The sequence below is a fragment of the Streptomyces sp. NPDC002520 genome (assembly GCF_053595235.1).
Genome location: NZ_JBSFXG010000024.1, coordinates 75793 through 97706, shown reverse-complemented (window position 1 = coordinate 97706; position 21914 = coordinate 75793). Strand labels below are relative to the sequence as shown.

The 21914-nt window shown below is 70.6% G+C and carries 22 protein-coding genes; 11 read left to right on the top strand and 11 right to left on the bottom strand.

All coding sequences use genetic code 11. The features are described 5' to 3' along the window. Positions 1-177 precede the first annotated feature (177 nt). On the top strand, positions 178-639 hold the full coding sequence (locus ACWD5D_RS28985; RefSeq protein WP_451375700.1) for a hypothetical protein: 462 nt from the start codon (positions 178-180) through the stop codon (positions 637-639). A gap of 84 nt (positions 640-723) precedes the next feature. Beyond that, complete coding sequence (locus ACWD5D_RS28980) at positions 724-1455, top strand: nucleotidyltransferase family protein (RefSeq protein ID WP_451375699.1); 732 nt, start codon at positions 724-726, stop codon at positions 1453-1455. Between the two features lie 58 nt (positions 1456-1513). On the opposite strand, the gene ACWD5D_RS28975 is transcribed toward ACWD5D_RS28980, so the two are convergent. From ACWD5D_RS28975 to ACWD5D_RS28950, 6 genes are all read right to left on the bottom strand, one after another. Further along, positions 1514-3259, bottom strand: a complete 1746-nt coding sequence (locus tag ACWD5D_RS28975) for a DoxX family membrane protein (RefSeq protein ID WP_451375698.1) — start codon at positions 3257-3259, stop codon at positions 1514-1516. A gap of 128 nt (positions 3260-3387) precedes the next feature. Next, positions 3388-4332 (bottom strand): 23S rRNA (guanosine(2251)-2'-O)-methyltransferase RlmB, encoded by a 945-nt coding sequence (rlmB, locus tag ACWD5D_RS28970; RefSeq protein WP_451375697.1) that lies wholly within the window; start codon positions 4330-4332, stop codon positions 3388-3390. Positions 4333-4417: 85 nt separating this feature from the next. Beyond that, positions 4418-5821, bottom strand: coding sequence for a cysteine--tRNA ligase (cysS, locus tag ACWD5D_RS28965; protein ID WP_451375696.1), 1404 nt, complete (start codon positions 5819-5821; stop codon positions 4418-4420). 130 nt (positions 5822-5951) lie between these two features. Next, positions 5952-6464, bottom strand: coding sequence for a 2-C-methyl-D-erythritol 2,4-cyclodiphosphate synthase (ispF, locus tag ACWD5D_RS28960; RefSeq protein ID WP_451375695.1), 513 nt, complete (start codon positions 6462-6464; stop codon positions 5952-5954). Continuing rightward, on the bottom strand, positions 6454-7218 hold the full coding sequence (gene ispD / locus ACWD5D_RS28955; protein ID WP_451375694.1) for a 2-C-methyl-D-erythritol 4-phosphate cytidylyltransferase: 765 nt from the start codon (positions 7216-7218) through the stop codon (positions 6454-6456). The genes ispF and ispD overlap by 11 nt, the downstream gene beginning before the upstream one ends. Positions 7219-7571: 353 nt before the next feature. Beyond that, positions 7572-8054 (bottom strand): CarD family transcriptional regulator, encoded by a 483-nt coding sequence (locus ACWD5D_RS28950; RefSeq protein ID WP_003953493.1) that lies wholly within the window; start codon positions 8052-8054, stop codon positions 7572-7574. Between the two features lie 731 nt (positions 8055-8785). On the opposite strand from ACWD5D_RS28950, the gene ACWD5D_RS28945 reads away from it, so the two are divergent. Next, entirely contained in the window at positions 8786-9481 is a 696-nt protein-coding gene (locus tag ACWD5D_RS28945) for a copper chaperone PCu(A)C (protein ID WP_451375693.1), read from the top strand. A 100-nt stretch (positions 9482-9581) separates the two neighbouring features. Here the strand turns inward: ACWD5D_RS28945 and ACWD5D_RS28940 are convergent, their stop codons facing one another. Further along, positions 9582-10262, bottom strand: coding sequence for a response regulator transcription factor (locus ACWD5D_RS28940; RefSeq protein ID WP_010358452.1), 681 nt, complete (start codon positions 10260-10262; stop codon positions 9582-9584). Next, positions 10259-11512, bottom strand: a complete 1254-nt coding sequence (locus tag ACWD5D_RS28935) for a sensor histidine kinase (protein ID WP_451375692.1) — start codon at positions 11510-11512, stop codon at positions 10259-10261. Before ACWD5D_RS28935 ends, ACWD5D_RS28940 begins: the two co-directional genes overlap by 4 nt. A gap of 259 nt (positions 11513-11771) precedes the next feature. Here ACWD5D_RS28935 and phoU point away from each other — a divergent pair, with 259 nt between their 5' ends. From phoU to ACWD5D_RS28900, 7 genes are all read left to right on the top strand, one after another. Continuing rightward, complete coding sequence (gene phoU / locus ACWD5D_RS28930; protein ID WP_451375691.1) at positions 11772-12461, top strand: phosphate signaling complex protein PhoU; 690 nt, start codon at positions 11772-11774, stop codon at positions 12459-12461. Positions 12462-12649: 188 nt separating this feature from the next. Then, positions 12650-12805: a hypothetical protein gene (locus tag ACWD5D_RS28925; protein WP_451375690.1), complete on the top strand. Its 156-nt coding sequence runs from the start codon at positions 12650-12652 to the stop codon at positions 12803-12805. A 134-nt stretch (positions 12806-12939) separates the two neighbouring features. Beyond that, positions 12940-13188, top strand: coding sequence for an SCO4226 family nickel-binding protein (locus ACWD5D_RS28920; protein WP_451375689.1), 249 nt, complete (start codon positions 12940-12942; stop codon positions 13186-13188). Positions 13189-13517: 329 nt separating this feature from the next. Continuing rightward, complete coding sequence (locus tag ACWD5D_RS28915) at positions 13518-14090, top strand: DUF6529 family protein (protein WP_451375688.1); 573 nt, start codon at positions 13518-13520, stop codon at positions 14088-14090. A gap of 145 nt (positions 14091-14235) precedes the next feature. After that, entirely contained in the window at positions 14236-14667 is a 432-nt protein-coding gene (locus ACWD5D_RS28910; RefSeq protein WP_451375687.1) for a DUF7144 family membrane protein, read from the top strand. A 243-nt stretch (positions 14668-14910) separates the two neighbouring features. Continuing rightward, positions 14911-16875: a YncE family protein gene (locus tag ACWD5D_RS28905; RefSeq protein ID WP_451375686.1), complete on the top strand. Its 1965-nt coding sequence runs from the start codon at positions 14911-14913 to the stop codon at positions 16873-16875. Between the two features lie 160 nt (positions 16876-17035). Beyond that, entirely contained in the window at positions 17036-17251 is a 216-nt protein-coding gene (locus tag ACWD5D_RS28900) for a hypothetical protein (RefSeq protein ID WP_451375685.1), read from the top strand. 261 nt (positions 17252-17512) lie between these two features. On the opposite strand, the gene ACWD5D_RS28895 is transcribed toward ACWD5D_RS28900, so the two are convergent. Together ACWD5D_RS28895 and ACWD5D_RS28890 are read right to left on the bottom strand one after the other, a co-directional pair. Then, on the bottom strand, positions 17513-18547 hold the full coding sequence (locus ACWD5D_RS28895; protein ID WP_451375684.1) for a CPBP family intramembrane glutamic endopeptidase: 1035 nt from the start codon (positions 18545-18547) through the stop codon (positions 17513-17515). A gap of 402 nt (positions 18548-18949) precedes the next feature. Next, the gene (locus ACWD5D_RS28890; RefSeq protein ID WP_451375683.1) at positions 18950-19711 is read right to left on the bottom strand and encodes a phosphoglyceromutase; all 762 of its coding nucleotides are present in this window, start codon (positions 19709-19711) and stop codon (positions 18950-18952) included. 188 nt (positions 19712-19899) lie between these two features. Between ACWD5D_RS28890 and ACWD5D_RS28885 the strand changes: the two genes are divergently transcribed. Beyond that, positions 19900-21168 (top strand): MDR family MFS transporter, encoded by a 1269-nt coding sequence (locus ACWD5D_RS28885; protein WP_451375682.1) that lies wholly within the window; start codon positions 19900-19902, stop codon positions 21166-21168. Between the two features lie 158 nt (positions 21169-21326). Here ACWD5D_RS28885 and ACWD5D_RS28880 read toward each other — a convergent pair whose 3' ends face one another. Then, positions 21327-21557: a hypothetical protein gene (locus tag ACWD5D_RS28880; protein WP_451375681.1), complete on the bottom strand. Its 231-nt coding sequence runs from the start codon at positions 21555-21557 to the stop codon at positions 21327-21329. Positions 21558-21914 lie beyond the last annotated feature (357 nt).

Sequence of the window (21914 nt, the reverse complement as noted above, 5' to 3'; positions counted from 1 at the left end):
GCCCCGCGGCGAACGCCGCGGGGCCCTTCCGGTCATTGGTCTTCGCTGCGGGCCGGTTCCCCTTCCGCGCCCTTTCCGCCGCCGGGTCAACCCCTTACCCAGATCGAGGCCGCGCATAATCCCCCATTAGAGTGACTAAATGTCGCCAAATCACTACCGGGCGCTACCCTCACACGCGTGAAGCACTCCACCACCTCTCAGACTCGACGCGACCACCGGGGCGGCCCCGCCCGCCGGATCGGCCGCACTCTCGCCCTCGTCCTGCCCGTCTTCCTGGTGCTCTCGGGAACCCTCGCGGTCACCCGGGTCAACTGGACGGGCAGCGCCTCCGGCTCGGTGCTGACCGCCTCGGACGTCTCCTCGGCGGGGACGCCCTCCCGGACGGTCGCCCGCGCCCCGCAGGAGGTGCTCCGCGACCGGCTGATGACCGAGCTGCAGGACAAGAACCCGGGGGTGGTCCTCAACCACCTCCAGCAGGCCGTCAACGGCCACCCCGCGCTGGCCAGGCACTGCGCCTCCATCGCCCGCGCCCTGGGCAAGGCCGCGGTGCGCATCTACGGCGCCTCGCGCGCGCAGTCGTACGCCCGCCCGGTCTGCGACACCGCCTTCGCCTCCGGCGTGCTGACCGCCCACGACTAACGGCAGGTGGGAAGTGGGTAACGGCTTCCCAAGGAGCCCGTTGCGGCCGGAATTCCGGCCGGGGCGCCACGTACAGTTCGGGACATGACCCATCCGACTGCCGCGTCGCGCCCCACTCAAGCCGTCATCCTGGCCGGCGGCCAGGGCTCACGGCTGCGCCCCTACACCGACGACCGGCCCAAGCCGATGGTCGAGATCCCCGGCACGGGCACTCCGATCATCGGCCACCAGCTGGCCTGGCTCGCCGAGGAGGGCGTGACGGACGCGGTGGTCTCCTGCGGCCACCTCGCCGAGGTCCTGCAGGAGTGGCTGGACTCGGCCGATCTGCCGCTGTCCGTCACCACCGTCGTGGAGACGGAGCCCCTCGGCCGCGGCGGCGGTCTCAAGTACGCCGCCGGGCATCTCCCCCGCCCCGAGCGGCCCTGGTACGCCACGAACGGCGACATCTGGACCCGCTTCTCCCTGCGGGACATGGCCGACTTCCACACCGAGCGGGATGCCGTCGCGACGCTGGCGCTGGCCCGGCCGCGGATTCCCTGGGGTGCGGTGAAGACCGACGGGTTCGGGCACGTCACCGACTTCATCGAGGCTCCGCTGTCGACGTTCGAGATCAACGCGGGTGTGTACGTGTTCTCGCCCGAGTTCGCCGGGATGCTCCCCGAGCGCGGGGACCACGAGAGGACCACGTTTCCCCGCTTGGCCCGGGAACGGAAGCTTGCCGGGTTCCCCCTTCCGCAGGGGGCCTATTGGCGGGCCATCGACACGGCGAAGGATCTGACCGAGGCGGCGAAGGAACTGGCGACGCTCGGACGGTGAAGCCTGCGGAAAGGCCCCGTACCTCTTTGGTACGGGGCCCTTTCTGCTGTCGGGCGCCCTAGCCCAGCAGGCCGCCCACCAGGCCCGGCTGGCCGGAGGAGGTGGCGCCGCCGGAGCTGCCCGTGCCGCCCGAGGAGGACGAGCCGCCGGTGGAGGTGCCACCGGTGGAGGTGCCTCCGCCGGTGCTGGTCGGGCCCGCGCTGGTGCTGGGGGCGCCGCCGGTGGGGGCGGACTGGCGGGGCGGGACCTGACCCGTGGTGCCCTGGGTCTGGGTGGGCGTCGTCGAGGTGGTGTCGGCGGTGGTGGTGGGGTCGGCGCCCGGTGTCGTGGCCGCGCCGGACGGGCTCGCGCCGGCCGTCGCGCCGCCCGTCGGTGCCGTGGAGGCGGACGGGGAGCTCTGGTGACGGCGGGCGGGGTCCTCCGGCAGCGGGGAACCGGGGAGGTTGTTGCGCGGGGCGTCACCGGGGCCGGGGACGACCACGCGGCTGGAATCGCGTACGGCGCCGCCGAGCAGGGAGCCGATGAGGAGGGTGAGGCCGACGGTGACGGCCGTGATCAGCGCGCCGCGGCGCAGGACGTAGCGGCGCAGGTCCCAGATGTCGGCGTGGGGGCCGAGGTTGCGCCAGGCGCTGCCCTTGAGCCGGCCGTCGACGGAGTAGACGGGGGCGCCCGCGATGACCAGCGGGGACCAGGCGGCGAGACAGATGATGTCGGGGGCGTCGTAGACGGGGACCGTCTTCCAGCTGACGGTGACGATCAGGGCGGCGGAGAGCAGGGCGCCGACGACCGCGGCGACGCGCTGCCAGCAGCCGAGGACGGTCAGGACGCCGACGACGACTTGCAGGAAGGCGATGACCAGGCCGGAGCCGACGGGGTGGTGCAGGGCGAACTGGCGCAGCGGCTCGGCGACTTCCCACGGGTGCAGGGTGTTGAGCCACTTGACCATGGAGCCGCGTTCGCCGCCGTCGAAGTAGACGGGGTCGCAGAGCTTGCCCATGCCGGCGTAGATGGAGATGAAGCCGAGGAAGATCCGCAGGGGCAGCAGGACGACGCCGAGGTTCATGCGGCGGCCCGGGTAGTAGGCGTGCCGCGCGGGGTCGTCGCCGGTGCGCCGGGCGAAGCGTGCGCCGGCCGCGTCGTCGGAATCCTCGTAGTCGTCGAACTCGTCGTAGCTGTACGGATGTTCGCCGTAGCCGGGTTGGCCGTAGCCGGGATGGCCGTATCCGGGCTCGTCGTATCCGGGCTCGTCGTAGCCGGGCTCGTCGTAGGCGCTGCCGACCGTGCGCATGTGGGGCAGCAGGCGGGTGCCGCCGTCGGAGGCGGTGCGCTGGTGGCCGAGGACGGGGGTCCCGGCGGTCCGGTCGAACCCGTCGTAGGGGTCGCCGTACCCGGTCCCGACGCGCGGGAGGACCTGGGTGGCGCGGCCCTCGGTGGCGGGGTCGTCGGCGTAACGAACGCTGCTGCCCCGTACGGCCTGGAGCAGCCGGTGGGCGCCGGTGTCGTCGGGGGCGGACCTGCCGCTCCAGACGACGGGCCGGCGACGGCCGGCGGCCGAGCCGGCCCGGCCCGTCGTGCCCACGACCGGCATGCGCGCGGTGTCCTGGGTGGCGCTCAGGTGCCGGGCGATCCGCTGGTACGAGGAGTGTCCCGTCTTCGCGCCCAGCTGCACGCGGAAGCTGGCGTGATTGACGATGACCTGCGCCGGATCGCTCGGCACCTTCACCATGCTCAGCGCGGGAGCGTCGTCGAATCCCGACGAGCGGTCCCCCGTGGGTGTGCGGGGTGTTCTGGTGTCCACACTCATCTAACCGAGTGACGTGGAGATAGGACACTGCTTTGACCGGCCGGATGTGTCCGGACCGCGTCAAAGCCGCCTTCAACACCACAAGGGTTCCGGAATTCCCGCGTATGGGTGAGGTTCCGGACGCGTGTTCAGGAACGCCGGCGTGCCGCTTCGTACAGCACGATCCCCGCCGCCACACCGGCGTTGAGGGACTCCGCGCCACCCGGCATCGGGATGCGGACGCGGTAGTCGCAGGTCTCCCCGACCAGGCGGGACAGGCCCTTGCCCTCGCTGCCGACCACGATGACGACCGGGCCCCCCAGGGCGTCCAGCTCACCGATCTCGGCCTCGCCGTCGGCGGCGAGACCGACGACCGTGATGCCGGCCTTCTTGTAGGCCTCGAGCGTCCGGGTCAGGTTGGTGGCGCGGGCGACCGGGGTGCGGGCGGCCGTACCGGCGGAGGTCTTCCACGCGCCCGCGGTCATGCCGGCCGAGCGGCGCTCGGGGACGACGACGCCGTGGCCGCCGAAGGCGGAGACGGAGCGGACGACGGCGCCGAGGTTGCGCGGGTCGGTGACCCCGTCGAGCGCGACGATCAGCGGGTCCGCGCCCTCGTCGTAGGCGGCCGCGGTGAGGTCCTCGGGGTGCGCGTACTCGTACGGCGGGACCTGGAGGACCAGGCCCTGGTGGTTCAGGCCGTTCGTCATGCGGTCCAGCTCGGGGCGCGGGGCCTCCATGAGGTTGATGCCACCGCGCTCGCCGGCGAGCTGGAGGGCCTCGCGGACCCGCTCGTCGTTGTCGATGAACTGCTGGACGTAGAGGGTGTTCGCGGGCACGCCCTCGCGCAGCGCCTCGATCACCGGGTTGCGGCCGACGACCAGCTCGGAGGACGACCTGCCGCCGCCCTTGCGCTGCTGCGGGCGGGCACCCTGGGCGCGGCGGGACTTCGCCGCGGCGGCGCGCTGCTTGGCGTGGCCCTTGCGCATCTCGGCGGGCGGGGTCGGGCCCTTGCCCTCCAGGCCACGGCGCCGCTGGCCACCGCTGCCGACCTGCGCGCCCTTCTTGCCGGACATGCGACGGTTGTTCGCGGCCATGAGTTACCTGTCTCCGTGAGCGTTCGTACGTACGTATGCAGTGTGCCGCCCGGGGGGCCGGGCGGCACAGTCGATCAGTCGGGGGCTAGCGCGCGCCGAGGCTCCAGCGCGGGCCCTGCGGGCTGTCCTCGATGACGAGTCCGGACTGGCCCAGCTGGTCGCGGATCGCGTCGGCGGTGGCCCAGTCCTTGCGGGCGCGGGCGGACTCGCGCTGGTCGAGGACGAGGCGGACGAGGTGGTCGACCACGCTGTGCAGGTCCTCGCCGCGGTCCGCGGCGTCACCGGCCCAGTGCGGGTGGAGGGGGTCGAGGCCGAGGATGCCGAGCATGGCCCGTACCTCGGCGAGGCGGGCGACGGCGGCCTCCTTGTCGTCGGCGGCCAGTGCGCTGTTGCCCTGCCGGACGGTGGTGTGCACGACGGCGAGCGCCTGCGGGACGCCCAGGTCGTCGTCCATCGCCTCGGCGAAGGAGAGCGGGACCTCGGCGGCCGGTTCGACGACGCGCCCGGCCATCTCGGTCACGCGCTGGACGAAGCCCTCGATCCGCGTGAACGCGGCGTCGGCCTCGCGCAGCGCCTCCTCGCTGTACTCGATCATCGAGCGGTAGTGCGGGGTGCCGAGGTAGTAGCGCAGGACGACGGGGCGCCACTGCTTGACCATCTCGGAGACCAGGACGCTGTTGCCGAGCGACTTGGACATCTTGTCGCCGGCCATGGTGACCCAGGCGTTGTGCACCCAGTACTTGGCGAACTCGTCGCCGTAGGCCTTGGCCTGGGCGATCTCGTTCTCGTGGTGCGGGAAGACCAGGTCGAGGCCGCCGCCGTGGATGTCGAAGGCGGAGCCGAGGTACTTGTGGGCCATGGCCGAGCACTCCAGGTGCCAGCCGGGGCGGCCGGGTCCCCACGGAGTGGGCCAGGTGGGCTCGCCGGGCTTGGCGGCCTTCCACATGGCGAAGTCGCGCGGGTCCCGCTTGCCGGTCTCGCCCTCGCCCGCGGGCTGGAGCAGGTTGTCCAGCTCCTGCCGGGACAGCTCCAGGTACCCCGGGAAGGAGCGCACGTCGAAGTAGACGTTGCCGTCGGCCGCGTAGGCGTGGCCCCGCTCGATGAGGCCCTGCATCATCTCGACCATCTCGGTGATGTGGCCGGTGGCGCGGGGCTCGTAGGTGGGCGGGAGGCAACCGAGGGCGCGGTAGCCGTCGTTGAAGGCCTGCTCGTTCTCGTAGCCGATGGACCACCAGGGGCGGTTCTGCTCGGCGGCCTTTTTGATGATCTTGTCGTCGATGTCGGTGACGTTCCTGATGAACGTCACGTCGTAGCCGCGGTACTCGAACCAGCGGCGCATGATGTCGAAGTTCAGGCCGGAGCGGATGTGCCCGATGTGCGGTGCCGCCTGCACGGTGGCGCCACACAGGTAGATCGAGACACAGCCCGGCTTGACCGGGGTGAAGTCACGAATCTGCCGGGCGCTGGTGTCGTACAGGCGAATAGTCACGACACCAGGGTAGTGGGCGCACGGCAGTGCCATGCGCCTTCCCACGAGGAAGGGTCCGGCGCGGGCGGGCGACCGCCCGGCCCGGCGTGATCCCTGCGAACGCCCGCCGGGCCGGGCCCCTCGCGCGCCCTCAGTCCACCCGCACGACGAGCGCCGTCGCGACGGCCATCAGCCCCTCGTCGCGGCCGGGGAAGCCCAGCCCGTCGGTCGTGGCACCGGAGACGGACACCGGGGCGCCGGCCGCCTCGGAGAGGATCTTCTGGGCCTCGTCACGGCGCTTGCCGATCTTGGGGCGCGCTCCGACGACCTGCACCGCGACGTTGCCGATCCGGAAGCCGGCCGCGCGCACGATGCGGGCCGCCTCCGTCAGCAGCGTGACGCCGGACGCGCCGGACCACTCGGGGCGCCCGGTGCCGAAGTGCTGTCCGAGGTCGCCGAGGCCGGCCGCGGAGAAGAGCGCGTTGCAGGCGGCGTGCGCGACGACGTCGGCGTCGGAGTGCCCGGCCAGGCCGGGTCCCTCGCCCTCCCACTTGAGGCCGGCGCACCACAGGTCGCGGCCTTCCTCGAAGGCGTGGACGTCGGTGCCGATGCCGACCTGCGGGAGCGGGGGCAGCCCCTGGAGGCCGGCTGCTTCAGAAGCCATCGTTCAGCCTCCTTCGGGCCAGGACCGCCTCGGCGAGGACGAGGTCGAGGGGGCGGGTGACCTTGAAGGCCTCCTCGTGGCCGGGCACGGTCACGACCGTGAGGCCTAGCTGCTCGACCATGCTCGCGTCGTCGGTGACGTTCTCGGTGACGGTCTCGTGGGCGCGGACCAGGATCTGCCGGTCGAAGCCCTGGGGCGTCTGCACCGCGCGCAGCCGGGCCCGCTCGGGCGTGGCCAGAACCGGCTCGGGGTCGCCGGGCACGGCCGCGGGCTCGACCTCCTTGACGGTGTCGGCGAGCGGCAGCGCGGGGACCACGGCGGGGGCGCCGGCGCGTACGGCCTCGATGACCGCGTCGACCGTGTCGACCGGGACCAGCGGACGGGCCGCGTCGTGGACGAGGACGACGCCGTACTCGGGCGGCAGGGCGTCGAGGCCCAGCCTGACCGACTCCTGACGGCTGTCCCCGCCGGGGACGACCAGGAAGTCGGTGCGCTCGGGCAGCGCGTGCGCGTCGAGCAGGGACTTGACCTCGGCGGCGCCGTCGGGCGGGGCGACGACGATCACCAGGGAGACGTGGCGGGACGCGGCCAGGGCGTGGACCGCGTGGATCAGCATGGGCGTGCCGTTCAGCATGCGGAGCGCCTTGGGGGCGCCCGGACCGAGGCGTACGCCCCGGCCGGCGGCCGGGATCACCGCGGCCACACGGCTGTCCGGTCGGGCCGGTGCGGGTGAAGGGCGCGAATCGTCAGACATCGGTTCCTGTCAAGGTTTGTGTGCTCGGCCTGGGTGGGTATGGCCTGGAGGAGTGCCGGGCGCGACGCCTTGACCAGACCCTTCCGTGACCCTGGTCGAGCCATCTGCCCGGGCCCGGCACACCAAGTATCGGGGGGCTTCCTCCGAGGTGTACGGCAGGCGTGGGGGCGGCCCGTCGCGGTGAGCCGGATTCGGCCAGTGGCGCCGCGCATGCCCGGGGGTGTCGGGTACGACCGTTTCCGGGTACGAACATGCCGCAGCGCCCGGCGACAGGATCAGTGTCATCGGGCACCACGGCATGTGCTCTGTGTGCTGAGCGTGCTGCGCAAGCAGGGGATACTGCCTGCCAGGCGTCAGGAGGCGAGAACCTCGTCGAGCAACGCCTCGGCCTTGTCCTCGTTCGTGTTCTCCGCGAGGGCGAGCTCGCTCACCAGGATCTGGCGGGCCTTGGCGAGCATGCGCTTCTCACCGGCGGAGAGACCGCGCTCACGCTCGCGACGCCACAGGTCACGCACGACTTCCGCGACCTTGATGACATCGCCGGAGGCGAGCTTCTCCAGATTTGCCTTGTAACGACGCGACCAGTTAGTGGGCTCCTCGGCGTACGGCGCGCGCAGCACCTCGAAGACCCGGTCCAGTCCGTCCTGACCGACCACATCACGCACGCCGACGAACTCCGCATTGTCCGCTGGCACACGCACCGTCAGGTCACCCTGGGCGACCTTCAGCACCAAGTAGGTCTTGTCCACGCCTTTGATCTGACGAGTTTCGATGGCCTCGATCAGCGCGGCCCCGTGATGGGGATAGACCACGGTGTCGCCAACCTTGAACGTCATGTGACAGGTACCCCTTCCGTGGCTATCCAGGGTAACACGGATACGGCGTCTTCTGAATGGCGTTTTCGCAGGTCAGGGCATATCTCGGGGCTTGACAACAGCGACACGAACGTGCTGCGAGGGCCCTGCGGAAGCGGGAATTCGCAGGTCGGAGCGGCTCTGCGGGTGGGGTGAAACGCGTACGTTACACGCCTCACGGGCCACCTCCAAGCGGCTGAACATCCCGTTTTGTCCGCTTCCAAGCGTGCGACTTACGCTACTCCGTTCGGTGGCCGGAGTGGGGTACGGGACGTTTCCGGAATTGATCACGGGGTCGGGCGGGGCGGATGAAGCGAACGATGTAGCAGGCAGATCAAGCCACCGGCGAAGCGGTTGATGAAGTGGTTGCAGAAGCGGTTGCAGAAGGGTTCACCGAAGTCATCCGTGATGCGGCGCGTGATCAATATCCGGCCCCATCTGCATTCCTTCACGAAAAATTGGCCGGTGGTGTTGTGGCGATGTGCTCGGTGGTCTTGCGGGCGCGTTATGCGAATGGCGGACGAGTGTCCTCGCAAAGTGGCCGAGGGGCCACTTGTGGCGTGCGCGGTACCCCCACCCGGAGTGACGCGAGGGGCTTGGGGGAGGGTCGGGTGCGACGCCTCGGGAACGGCTCGGTAGCCTGAGGCCGCTGACAGACACTTAGGGCGGCTTTATCAGGAAGCCGCCCCTGCGTTCAAGGAGTTGCCGCCGCCGTGAGCAGCAGCCTTCGACGCGGCGCCCTCGCCGCTTCCGCCATCGTCTTCTCGATCGCCTCGCTCGCCGCCTGTGGCGCCGGCAACAATGCCCAGACCCTGGAGATCAAGCCGGACAACGCGGCGACCAGCGTCGGAAACATCAAGATCCAGAACGCTGTGGTCATCACCCAGCCCGACGCGAAGTCGACGGGCCCGGTCGCGGTCGCGGCGACGGTGTTCAACACCGGTCAGAAGGAGCAGACGCTGCAGTCGATCAGCGTCCCGGGCGCCGGCAGCGCCCAGCTGAAGCCCGCCAAGGGCCAGAGCCTGACCATCCCGGCGCACGGCTCCCTGGTCATCGGCGGCAAGGACAACGCCTCCGCCCTCCTCGCGAACAGTGGCGAGGCGATCAAGAACGGCAACGCCCAGAAGGTCACCTTCGCCTTCAGCGAGAGCGGCGCCGTGAACATCCAGGCCTTCGTCGTCCCGGCCACCAGCTACTTCAGCACGTGGGGCCCGAGCGAGATCCCGGCCGCGCCGTCCGCCCCGGCCACCTCCGCGACGGCCTCCGCCACGGCCTCCGGCGCCGCGGGCGCGACCTCGTCCGCCAGCGGCAAGCCGGCCACGGGCGGCAAGAACAGCCCCTCGGCGACCGCCACCACCACCGCCGCCACCCCGAGCGACTCGGCCTCCCAGTCGTCCGCCGGTCACTGAGCGGCCGTACCCACGCACGAGGGCGGCACCCCCGCACGGGGGTGCCGCCCTTCGTCGTGCGCCGGCCACGACGCTCCCGCGCCGTGCCGTGCCGGTCGGCCTACGGCTCGAACTTGTAGCCCAGGCCACGGACCGTGACCAGGTACCGGGGCGCGCCCGGGTCCGGCTCGATCTTCGCGCGAAGCCGCTTCACGTGGACGTCGAGCGTCTTGGTGTCGCCCACGTAGTCGGCGCCCCAGACGCGGTCGATGAGCTGCATACGGGTCAGCACGCGGCCCGCGTTGCGCAGCAGCATCTCCAGGAGGTCGAACTCCTTGAGGGGCAGGTCGACCTTCGAGCCGGAGACGGTGACCACGTGGCGGTCGACGTCCATCCGGACCGGGCCCGCCTCCAGGGCGGCCGGCGTGACCTCCTCCGGCTCGCCGCGGCGGCGCAGGACGGCCCGGATACGGGCGACCAGCTCGCGCGAGGAGAAGGGCTTGGTGACGTAGTCGTCGGCTCCTATCTCCAGGCCGACGACCTTGTCGATCTCGCTGTCCTTGGCGGTCACCATGATCACGGGGACGTTCGAGCGGCCGCGCAGCTGGCGGCACACCTCGGTGCCGGGCAGCCCCGGCAGCATCAGGTCGAGGAGGACGAGGTCGGCGCCGTTGCGCTCGAACTCGTCGAGTCCGTCGGGGCCCGTGGCCGCCACTGCGACCTCGAAGCCCTCCTTGCGGAGCATGTACGACAGGGCGTCGGAGAAGGACTCCTCGTCCTCGACGACAAGCACTCGGGTCACGGAAGGACCTCCGGGGCGGGAAGCGGTTCGTACGGGGATGTTGGGGTGGGGCCGCCGGCCTCTTCGTCGAGGTCGGGGTGCTGCTGGGCACGATCGCGGGCGACGCCCGCCTCCGGCAGTCTGAGGGTGAAGGTGGAGCCCTGGTTCTCGGCACTCCACACCGTGACCTCCCCGCCGTGCGAGGCGGCCACGTGCTTGACGATCGCGAGACCCAGACCGGTGCCTCCGGTGGCCCGGGAGCGGGCCGGGTCGACGCGGTAGAAGCGCTCGAAGATGCGCTCCTTGTCCTTGTCGGAGATGCCGATGCCCTGGTCGGTCACGGCGAGCTCGATCATGTCTCCGCCGCTCGCGGACACCCGGCGTGCCGCTATGCCGACGCGGGTGCGGACCGGGGAGTAGTTCACGGCGTTCTCGACGAGGTTGCCGAGGGCCGCGGCGAGCTGGCCGCGGTTGCCCCAGACATGCAGGTCGGCGGTGCCGCCGGCGGCCATGGTGATCTGTTTCGTACCGGCCTGGTGGCGGCAGCGGTCGACGGCCTCGGCGACCAGCTCGTCCACCCGGACGGGCTCCGCGTCCTCCAGCGGGTCGTCGTTCTGCACCCGCGAGAGGTCGATCAGTTCCTGGACCAGGTTGGTCAGCCGGGTCGCCTCGATCTGCATCCGGCCCGCGAAGCGCTGTACGGCCTCGGGGTCGTCGGAGGCGTCCATGACGGCCTCGGACAGCAGGGAGAGGGCGCCGACGGGCGTCTTCAGCTCGTGGCTCACATTGGCCACGAAGTCGCGCCGTACGGCTTCGATCCGGCGGGCCTCGGTGAGGTCCTCGACCAGCAGGAGAACCAGGCGGGAGCCGAGGGGTGCCACCCGGGCGGACACGGCCAGGGCCTCGCCCCGTCCGGTGCCGCGCCGGGGCAGGTCCAGCTCGACCTGGCGTATCTCGCCGTCGCGTCTGGTGTCCCGGGCCATCTGCAGCATGGGCTCGATGGCGAGCTTGCCGCCGCGGACCAGCCCGAGGGCGTAGGCGGCGGAACTGGCCTTGACGACGGCGTCGGCCTCGTCGAGGACGACGGCCGAGGAGCGGAGCACCGACAGCACGGTGTCCACTCCGGGTGGGAGTACGGGATCGGTATGCAAAGAAGTCCTGCTCGGTCGCTTCTGGTCGCGTTCGCTCCAGCGGAACGCCAGCATGGCGATGACACCGGTGAGAACCCCGGCGATCGCAGCCGCTGCGGCGACCGCCGCGTTCACGTCCATGCGTCCAGGTTAGGCATGGGGTACGACATACCCACAGCCGTCCGGGTGCGACCTCGAACACTCGTCGCCCAGAGTTCACCTTGGAGCCAGTACTGGTTCACTTGAGGTGGCGGAAACAGTCGCGTACAGGGCAGAACGTGGGAGCGTGGGGTTCGCACCGCTGGTTTCACCACGGGGTACGTGATGTCCTCGGGCCACGGAGCGCGTGAACTCACTGCCCCCGGAACCCCCGAAGCACACGTACGAGTAGGGAGCCCTGATGCGGGACGCGTACCACGAGGAACTGGACTCGATCGGCGACGGTCTGGTGGAGATGGCCCGGCTGGCCGGGTCGGCGATCGGACGCGCCACGACCGCCATCCTCGACGCCGACCTGAAGCTCGCCGAGAGCGTGATCGAGGCCGACCAGAAGGTCGACGAACTCCAGCACGACCTGGAGGCGCGAGCGATAGCCCTGCTGGCCCGGCAGCAGCCGGTGGCGACCGATCTCCGCATCGTCGTCACGTCGCTGCGCATGTCCGCCGACCTGGAGCGCTCGGGCGACCTCGCCCAGCACGTGGCGAAGCTGGCCCGGCTGCGCTTCCCCGCGCGCGCGGTCCCGCAGGACCTGCACGCCACCATCCTGGAGATGGGCCAGCTCGCGCAGCGCCTGATGGCCAAGGCCGCCGAGGTCATCATCACCAAGGACGTCGACCTCGCGCTCCAGCTGGAGCAGGACGACGACGAGATGGACCTCCTGCACCGCCACCTCTTCCAGCACCTGATCGACGACCGCTGGAAGCACGGCATAGAGACGGCCGTCGACGTGACCCTGCTCGGCCGCTACTACGAGCGCTACGCCGACCACGCCGTGGCCGTCGCCAAGCGCGTCGTCTACCTGGTCACGGGCGAGCACGCGGACGAGCTGCAGCCGGACATCCAGCCGGTCACCGGAGTCGACAAAGCCTGAGTCCCGAGACCGGGCTCCAGGGGGCGAGCTCCTAGGGCGGGCTACGAGGCCGGGGGCTCGTGGGTCCCGGCCAGGGGGGCTCGCAGGGTTCCGGCCCGGCGTGTGGGCGCCTCCGTGCGCCGTTGATGCGCCCTGGGAAACGGGCATGGAATGGGCGAGGGCACCAGGCCCCAGCCGAGGAGGGACCCATGGCCGAATCTCCCAACACCATGCCCGACCCCACCCAGGAGCGCGAGACCGACCAGCCCGCCCAGACCAGGAGCCTGCCGCTGGTGGCCGCGTGCGGCTGCGGTTCGGGCTGCGGGTGCGGGTGCCAGTCGGGCGCTCCTTGCCAGTGCGGCTGACGTCGTAAGACCTGCGAAGGGCCCCGGAGCCGCGACTCCGGGGCCCTTCGCCGTGCGAGAGGCGCCGCACGAGGTGCTGTCTCGCGATGGCCGGGCGCAGCATGGAGTGACGGGCACCGCAAGGAGGTGTGGCCATGACCAGGTTCATGGACGTCCATCACGACATGCAGGGCATCACGGCCGACCAGCTGCTGAAGGCTCACCAGGCCGACCTCGCCATCGAGAAGGAAGAGGGCGTGCACTTCGAGAACACCTGGGCGGACCCGCAGTCCGGCCTCGTCTACTGCCTCTCCGAGGCCCCGTCGGCCGAGGCGGTCCAGCGCGTCCACGAGCGCGCCGGTCACCGCGCGGACGAGATCCACCCGGTACCCCTCCAGGTCTGACCCGCGAGGTCCGCCCCGCACGCGCCGAGTCGCGCGGTGGACGGGGAGACCCCACCGATGGAGCAGCGACCCCCCGGGCGGACCAGTCGGGGTGGACAGGCCCCGCGCACCCGGGGCCAACTGGGAGAAGAGGTCCGCTGAGGTCGTTTCCCGCTACATCCCGGATGCGCCGCCCGACACCATGGAGCGCTCATGAGAACAGTGCCGCCGGTTTCCGCCGTGCCGCTCGCCGCCATCGGCCCGGCCGCACCCGGCAGCGCGTCCGGCGCCCCGGCGGTACGTCGTCAACGCGTCCGGCAGCAAGGTCGGACCCGATTGATCGGGGCCTGATGACCGGGCACCCAAACGCGCGGACGCGGCGACCCGCACGAACGGTCGCGGGCCTCTTGGCCGCTTTGCTGCCGGTCGCGGTCGCGGTGGGGGTGTATGCGTTCGGCCGCACGCACACACCCGACTACACCAGCGGCCTGTTCGGGCGGCACGGCATCGGTGTCTACGATCTCAAAGCACGCCTGGGCAGCGCTCTGATGGCACTCGCGCTCGTCCAACTGCTGCTCGGGCTGTGGATGTACCGGCGCCTACCGGGAGCGGGGGCCGCGCCGCACCGGGTGCACCCCACACACCGGCTGATCGGCCTCCTCGCCTTTCTGCTCTCGCTGCCCATCGCCTACCACTGCGTCACCGCCTACGGAGTCGCGTTCACGAGCAGCCGAGCGGCGGTGCACTCCATCACGGGCTGCGTCCTGTACGGCGCGTTCGTCGCCAAGGTGCTGGTGGTGCGCAGCCGCCGCCTGCCCGGCTGGGCGCTTCCGACCGCCGGCGGCGTCCTGGTCATCGCCATCGCCCTGATGTGGTACACGGCCGCCTTGTGGTTCTTCGTCGGCTCCGCCCCGGGTTTCTGATCTTGCCCGCGGCTGTGCCGCCTGGCCGCGCGGGTTGCGGTCGCGGCGCCGAAGGATTGCGGTGATGCTGTCAGAAGTGCGTGGCCTGCTTCGCACGGACCGTGTGCGTCGGTGACCGCGCCGCACAGGAAGGGAGGCCGCTGCCATGACAACGGTGCCGAACACGACACGGCAAGGGCACGGCGGGCCCGGCAGAAGTGCAACGACCAACAGCGCCTCCTCGTTCGCCGGGATCTTGATGATGCTCAGCGGGCCCCTCAGCATTCTGATGGGCGCATCCGGCATCGCGCATGACACCCTGTTCGCCGCGTCCCGGTACGCCTACCGGTTCGACGTGACCGCTTGGGGCTGGATTCACCTTGTGATCGGAGTGGCACTCGTCATCGCCGGCATGGGAGTGCTGACGGACCAGAGCTGGGGTCGCGGGGCCGGCGTGGCAACGGCGGCGATCAGCCTGATCACCCAGTTCATGTTCGTTCCGTACTACCCGCTGTGGGCCATCCCTGTGATGACACTCGACCTCCTGATCCTGTTCGCGCTGACGAGGGTCCATATCGAGACCAGCGGGGGTCGGTGAACCCAGCGGGGGTCGGTGAACCCGGACGCCGCTGACGGGGGGTGGGGTCTACTCGGGTCCCGCCGATGGTCGCAGACCTCCTCATACTCGAAATCCCCTCCACAATTGTCACAGGCATGCCATACGCTGCCACCAGCAGCCGCGCCCCGCGCAGCACCGCCGTCCAGCGGTCATGCCCGGGTGCCGCGCGGCGCACTTCTCCCCGGTCGCGCACCGGGTTTTCCTGTGGGGGTAACTGTGCGTATGCGCAGCATCTCGACCGCGACAGCTCTCGCGGTCCTCTTCAGTTCGGCGGCGCTGAGTCTCGGTGCTGCCGGCACCGCCTCGGCCGCTCCGACCGCCCGTGTCACCTCGCCCGGCGGTCTCGCGGTGGACGGTGCCGTGCGGCGGGTGTTCGTCGGCGACAGCACCACGGGCATCGTCGCGGCCACCGACTACTCCGGTACCGTCCTCGGATCGGTCGGCGAAGTCACCGGCGTCAGCGACCTCGCGGTCTCGGACGACGGAACGACCGTGTACGCGGCCGCGCCGACGATCCACGAGATCTGGGCCATCGACGCGAGCACCCTCGACGTCAAGGCCCGCTACACCGTCTCCACCAACTACGGCCCGCGCCATGTCGCGTTCAGCGCCGGCAAGGTGTGGTTCTCCTACGGCGACCAGTGGGACGGCGACATCGGCTCCGTCGACCCGTCGGTGGACCCGGCGAGCGGCACCGACCCGGTGACGCTCGCACAGTTCCCGACCGAGGGCACCTCGGCCGGGATCTGGGGCCAGGCCCTGCTGGACACCGACCCGTCCCAGCCCGGCATCCTGGCCGTCGGCGAGACCGGGCTGTCCACGGACTCGATGGCCGTGCTCGACGTCTCCAGCGGCAAGCCCGGGCTGGTCGCCTGGCACAACGGCGACTACACGCTGAACGACGGCATCGGCGACATCGACCTGGTGCCCGGCGGCACGCAGGTGCTGGTCAACGGCAAGGACCGGGACGCCTACGCGGACGGCACGTTCAAGGCGGCGGGTTCGTACCCGAGCGGCCAGCTCGCGGACGTCGCGTCCAACGGCCTGGTCGCCCAGGTCAACGGGACCAAGATCCTGACGTACCGGCCCAACGCCGCCCTGCCGCTGCACACCTACAACCAGGGCACGGCCCGTACGGCCGACCTCGCCTGGGCACCGGACGACTCCCGGGTCTTCGCGCTCGTCGGCACGGACGCCGCGAGCGGCGGCTACACCCTCAAGGCGCTCACCGGCGCGAACCTGAACAGCCCGACCCTGACGGTCAACGCCCCGGCGACCGCGACCCGTGCCAAGCAGCTCACCGTCACCGGCAAGCTGACCGCGACGGTCCCGCTGCCGGCCGGCGTGAAGCTCCAGGTCACCCGCACCGACCTGGAGTCCCCGAGCGGCAAGGCGCTGCCCGCCGTCACGGTCAAGGCGGACGGCACGTACTCCTTCTCCGACACCCCGCCCGCCGGTGGCACCGTCACCTACAAGGTGGCGTACGCGGGCGACGCCCAGCACTCGGCGGTCACCGCGAGCGACAAGGTGAGCGTCTCCCGCGCCGCGACCTCGCTGAGCCTGAACAACAACGGCAAGGTGTACGCCTACGGCACCGACGTGAAGTTCACCGCGCACCTGGGCACGACGTACAAGAACCGCACGGTCGAGATCTGGGCCAACCCCTTCGGCGGCGACAAGCCCAACAAGCTGCTGAAGACCGGGCGGGTCGACTCCCACGGCAACATCTCCGCGACGGTCGACATGACCCGTGACACCACCGTCACCGCGGTCTTCAAGGGCGACGCCCGCTACAAGCCGAGGACGGTCAAGTCCACGGGCTACGCCAAGGTGAAGATCTCCACCGTCGTGTCGAAGAACTACAAGACGGCCAAGATCGGCTCGACGACGTACTACTGGTTCCACAAGAGCACCGACCCGCTGCTCACCACGACCATGACGTACTACCCGGGCCGCACGCAGCGCATGGATCTGCAGGTCTACTACGCCGGCAAGTGGTACACCGCCGACGGCAGCCCGCAGTACTTCAAGCTCGCCTCGAACGGCAAGTCGGCCGTGAGCCTGGGCGCCCCCGGCGTGTCCGGCATCAAGGCGCGCATGCGCTCGTCGTACATCAACAACACCTCGGGCGACAACGTCAACACGACGACGTACGGCTCGTGGAAGTACCTGTACTTCTCCAACTGACCGGGCGTGATCGCTTCGGGGCCTGTCCGACAGGGCGCGTCACCGACCCCGCACCCGACAGCACTGTCACCCGAACGGCCCAACGTGGCGTGCCACCCACATGGGTGAAGCCCAAGCTGACTAGTGCCCCAACTGAGGCAATCCGTGAAAGGGGAACCAAATGCGCATTCGACGAATCCTCGCCGCCGTCATCGCCACGGCAGCCCTCACCGGACTCGGCCTCACAGGCGCCGCCACCGCCAACGCCGCCACCGCACAGGGTGCCCCGTCCTACGTCACCCCTTCTCAGTGCAGGGAGGGCGGCGGAGAGCCCCGGATCGACCTGCCGGGCAACCCCTGCCAGGGCGGTACGCACAACGGGGAGACGGTCGACTGAACCCCACGAGGCGCCCCGCAGCCACGCGCCGCGGGGCGCCTTGCGCGCGAGCGCAGCCGGGAGAGTCGCAGGGAAGTCGTAGCCGTACTTGCGTCCTTTCGCGTCCCGGATCATCCACTCTCCGCCGGGCACCCCTGCCAGTCCGGCCATGACGATCTTCCCTCCTCAGTGATGCGGGCGGTCGTAGCTTCAGGTTGCCTCCCCTGGGCTGGAGCCGCCCTTCTGCACCCCAAACCCGCCCGGCGCACTATCCGGGGCCAGTCAGCAGACGGGGCTGCCGGACCCCCGGGAAGCCGGAAGCAGAACGGGTGCGGGCACCGTGCGGGCGATGTGGAGCCGGCGGCTCAGGTGGAGGACCACCCACGCGTACAGCGCCAGCGCGACCGCTCCGGCCACCAGCAGTTGCCAGGAGCCGTCCGCGGCGGTGCGGTGGTCGGCGACGCCGCCCGCGGTGGTGGCGGCGAGGAGCATGAGGACCAGGTTGGTGCCCACGTGGTAGGCGACGGCCGCCTCCAGGCCACCGGTACGGATCACGAGGAAACTCAGGACGAGACTGAACAGGATCAGGTCGGCAAAGCCCCACGGGGTGCCCAGTCCGTGAGCCAAGGCGAAGAGCAGAGCGCCGACGATGCTGCCGACCCAGGGGGTGCGCAGGTAACAGCCGAAGACCTGGGGGATCCAGCCGCGGAAGACGTACTCCTCTGCGGCGGCCTGGAGCGGCACCAGCAGGACGAACACTGCGGCGGAGGCCAGGAACGTCGGCCAGCCCACCCATGCGTCGGACGCCGAACCGTCCACGCCTGCCCCGAACATGAGGGTGAGGGTGGCCGCCAGGATGATCAGGAGCACTGCCGCGGCCACGGCCACCCCCAGGCAGACCAGCAGCCAACGCCAGCGCACCCGGCCGGTCACCGAGGACAGGCTGCCGGCTGGCCGGCGCTGCACCTGGCGTGCGGCGAGCAGCACCATCGGGAGCATGAGCGCCAATATGAGCAGCAATGCGGCGTCGTCCCATAGAGGATCGGCGAACAGCACGTCCTGGGAACCGCCCAGCTCGACTCCGGCCAGCGCGGCCACCCCGCCCAATATGAACCCCAGCGGGAACAAGGACAGCCACCAGCCTGCCCCGGCGACCAGTGTGGCGACCAGTGGCTGCCACCAGCGATACCGCTCGGTCCGCGCCAACCGGTGGTAGGCCGATCCGGCCGGCGCGGCGATCACGTGCGAGTCCTGTGCGGGGGCCGGGCCGCCGTCACATTCCATCGTTTCGCCCGGTTCGTGATTCTGCGTGGTCATGGGATTCCACCTCGATCTCGAAGGTCTTGCCGGGCCGCTGCCCTTTGCTTCGATGCGGCCCTGGAAACCAGGAGACAAGGAGTGGCAGATATCCGTCATGCCGCATAAACACGTGACTTGACGGAACTGTGCGCCGTGCGTTAGGTGAGGGGTGAAGAGCCCGGTGGTAGACCTGGGCGAGGGCCAAGCCCAGCCTCAAAGGGAACGTCAGAGGGCCTGACCACTTTCGCGATCCGGCCCTCTGGGCATGGCCGAACGCCAGCTACCGGACACCCCGGAAAAGCCATGGCTGCAGGGCAGAGGCCTCAAGATCCTGGCCCGTCCCGCACCTGACGGCCCAGAGGCAGCGAAAAGCCCCCTCCCAGCGGAGAAACCGCAGGCAGGGGGCTTATTCGTGGGCGATTACTTCTTCTTGCCCTGGTTCTTGACCGCCTCGATGGCCGCTGCGGCCGCCTCGGGGTCGAGGTAGCGGCCGCCGGGGGTGAGGGGCTGGAAGTCGGCGTCGAGCTCGTAGGCGAGCGGGATGCCGGTGGGGATGTTGAGGCCGGCGATGTCGGCGTCGGAGATGCCGTCCAGGTGCTTGACCAGGGCGCGCAGGCTGTTGCCGTGGGCGGCGACGAGGACCGTGTGGCCGTCCAGGAGGTCCGGGACGATGCTGTCGTACCAGTACGGGAGCATGCGGTCGACGACGTCCTTCAGGCACTCCGTCTGCGGGCGCAGCTCCGGCGGGAGCGAGGCGTAGCGCGCGTCGTCGAACTGGGAGTACTCGGAGTCGCGGGGCAGCGGGGGCGGCGGGGTGTCGTAGGAGCGGCGCCAGAGCATGAACTGCTCCTCGCCGAACTCGGCCAGCGTCGCCGCCTTGTCCTTGCCCTGCAGGGCGCCGTAGTGGCGCTCGTTCAGGCGCCAGCTGCGGTGGACCGGGATCCAGTGGCGGTCCGCGGCCTCGAGGGCCAGCTGCGCCGTGCGGATCGCGCGCTTCTGGAGGGACGTGTGGACCACGTCGGGGAGAAGGTCGGCGTCCTTGAGGAGCTCGCCACCGCGGACCGCCTCCTTCTCGCCCTTCTCGTTGAGGTTGACGTCCACCCAGCCGGTGAACAGGTTCTTCGCGTTCCACTCGCTCTCGCCGTGGCGGAGGAGAATCAGCTTGTACGGTGCGTCGGCCATGCCCCAGAGCGTAATCCACGCATTCGCGCCCCTGCCCGGGCCGCCCGGTGGGCGGACGTTTGACGGCATCTGTTAATTGAGTGGCCGTCGCGGGTCCGAAGGTCGTAAGTTGCGCCTACCGCTTGAGCCACTTACTTAGCGGTACGGCGCCAAAGGACGGGCGCCGTGCCGTACGGGGGGTCCTGTCCATGTCCGTCGCGTCTGCCGCCAAGCTGAAAAGAGCCGCCCGGGAATCCGTCTCCGGGCTGCCCGAAGCCTTCTGGTGGCTGTGGACCAGCACCCTCGTCAACCGGCTCGGCGGCTTCGTCGCCACGTTCATGGCGCTCTACCTGACCCTGGACCGCGGCTACTCGGCCTCGTACGCCGGTCTCGTCGCCTCGCTGCACGGGCTCGGCGGGGTCGTCTCCTCGGTGGGCGGGGGCGTGATGGCCGACCGGCTCGGCAGGCGGCCGACCCTGCTCATCGCGCAGACCGCGACCGCCGGGTCCGTCGCGCTGCTCGGGTTCATGAGCGACCCCGTCGCCATCGCGGCCGTCGCCTTCCTGGTCGGCATGACCTCCAACGCCTCCCGGCCGGCCGTGCAGGCGATGATGGCCGACATCGTCCGGCCCGAGGACCGGGTGCGGGCCTTCTCGCTCAACTACTGGGCCATCAACCTCGGCTTCGCCGTCTCCTCCATGGGCGCCGGGTTCATCGCCCAGTACAGCTACCTCGCCGGCTTCCTCATCGAGGCCGGGATGACCCTCGCGTGCGCGATCGTCGTGTTCCTCAAGGTGCCCGAGTCCCGGCCCGCGGCGACGGCCAAGGAGGCCGGGGCCGAGGCCGAGGTCAGCCTCCTCACCGTGCTGCGCGACGGGCGGTACATGGCCGTCGTCGGCCTGTCCTTCCTCGTCGCCGTCGTCTTCCAGCAGGGCTCGGTCGGCCTGCCGGTCGCCATGGGGCGTGCCGGGTTCTCCCCCGCCGACTACGGCTTCGCCATCGCCGTCAACGGCATCCTGATCGTCGCCCTGCAGATCCCGGTCACCCGCTTCATCGAGCACCGGGACCCGCGCACGCTGCTGGTCATCTCCTCGCTCCTCGCCGGTTACGGCTTCGGGCTCACCGCCTTCGCCGGGTCGGTCGGCGTCTTCGCGCTCACCGTGTGCGTGTGGACGCTCGCCGAGATCGTCAACGCGCCGACCCAGACCGGGCTCGTCGTCCAGCTCTCCCCCGTCCACGGACGCGGCCGCTACCAGGGCGTGTACACCCTCTCCTGGTCCGTCGCCGCCCTGGTCGCCCCGCTGATGTCCGGCGCCGTCATCGACCGCTTCGGCGCGGAGTGGCTGTGGGGGATGTGCGCGGTCGTGGGGACCGCGGCCGGGCTCGGGTACGGCGTGCTCATGCGGCGCCTGCCGCCCGAGCGGCCGTCGTCCGAGCCCGCCCCCGCGGGGGCGGAGGCGGAGGTCAGCGCGGTCTGACCGGGCACGGAGCCGCCATACACCATCAAGCCCCCTGCCTGCGTCGCTTCGCGGGCGGGGGGCTTGGTGCCGTGATGCCGATCGTCCGGCCGCCGTCGGCCGACAGCGGCCGGGCGATCGGCGATCAGGTGTCAGCGATCGTGATCAGCGATCAGCGATCAGAAGGAGGCGTTGACGCTGACGTTGTGGAAGTTGGCGGCAGCGCCCTGGATCTGGCCGAGGGCGCCCTGGACCGTGCCCGTGACGGTGTCGAGCTGGGTCAGGAGCTCCGAGCTGCCGATCGTCGTGTTGCCGGCGGTGATGCCGAACTGCGGGCTCAGGCCGCCGGAGACGGAGTCCAGCTCGGCGTCGGAGATCTCGACGGTCTGGACCTGGGGAGCGGAGGTCATCTTGAAACTGCCCTTCGTATGGAGGTTCCACAGGGTGCGCGGCCCCGCTGGGGACAGACGGCTCGGCCGCGGCCGCAGGTACGCGCCTGCCGTTCCCGGACGCCATGGCGCGAACCCGGCGGTGCGGAGGATGAAATCACGGAGTGTGCCTGCCATCCAGTCGAACCCGTTCCCCACACGGGAGTCGAGGACATCGCCTCCGCATCCGTGCCGTCACGCACATGGATCGGGGGAAGTTTCTCCACACATGACACGGCGCGGAAAGCTCGGGGCTCTTGCCATGGCGACGCCGATCCGGACAACTCCGCACCAACGGTGCCCACCCCCCGCGCGCTTGGGTACACCCTGTGCAGATTC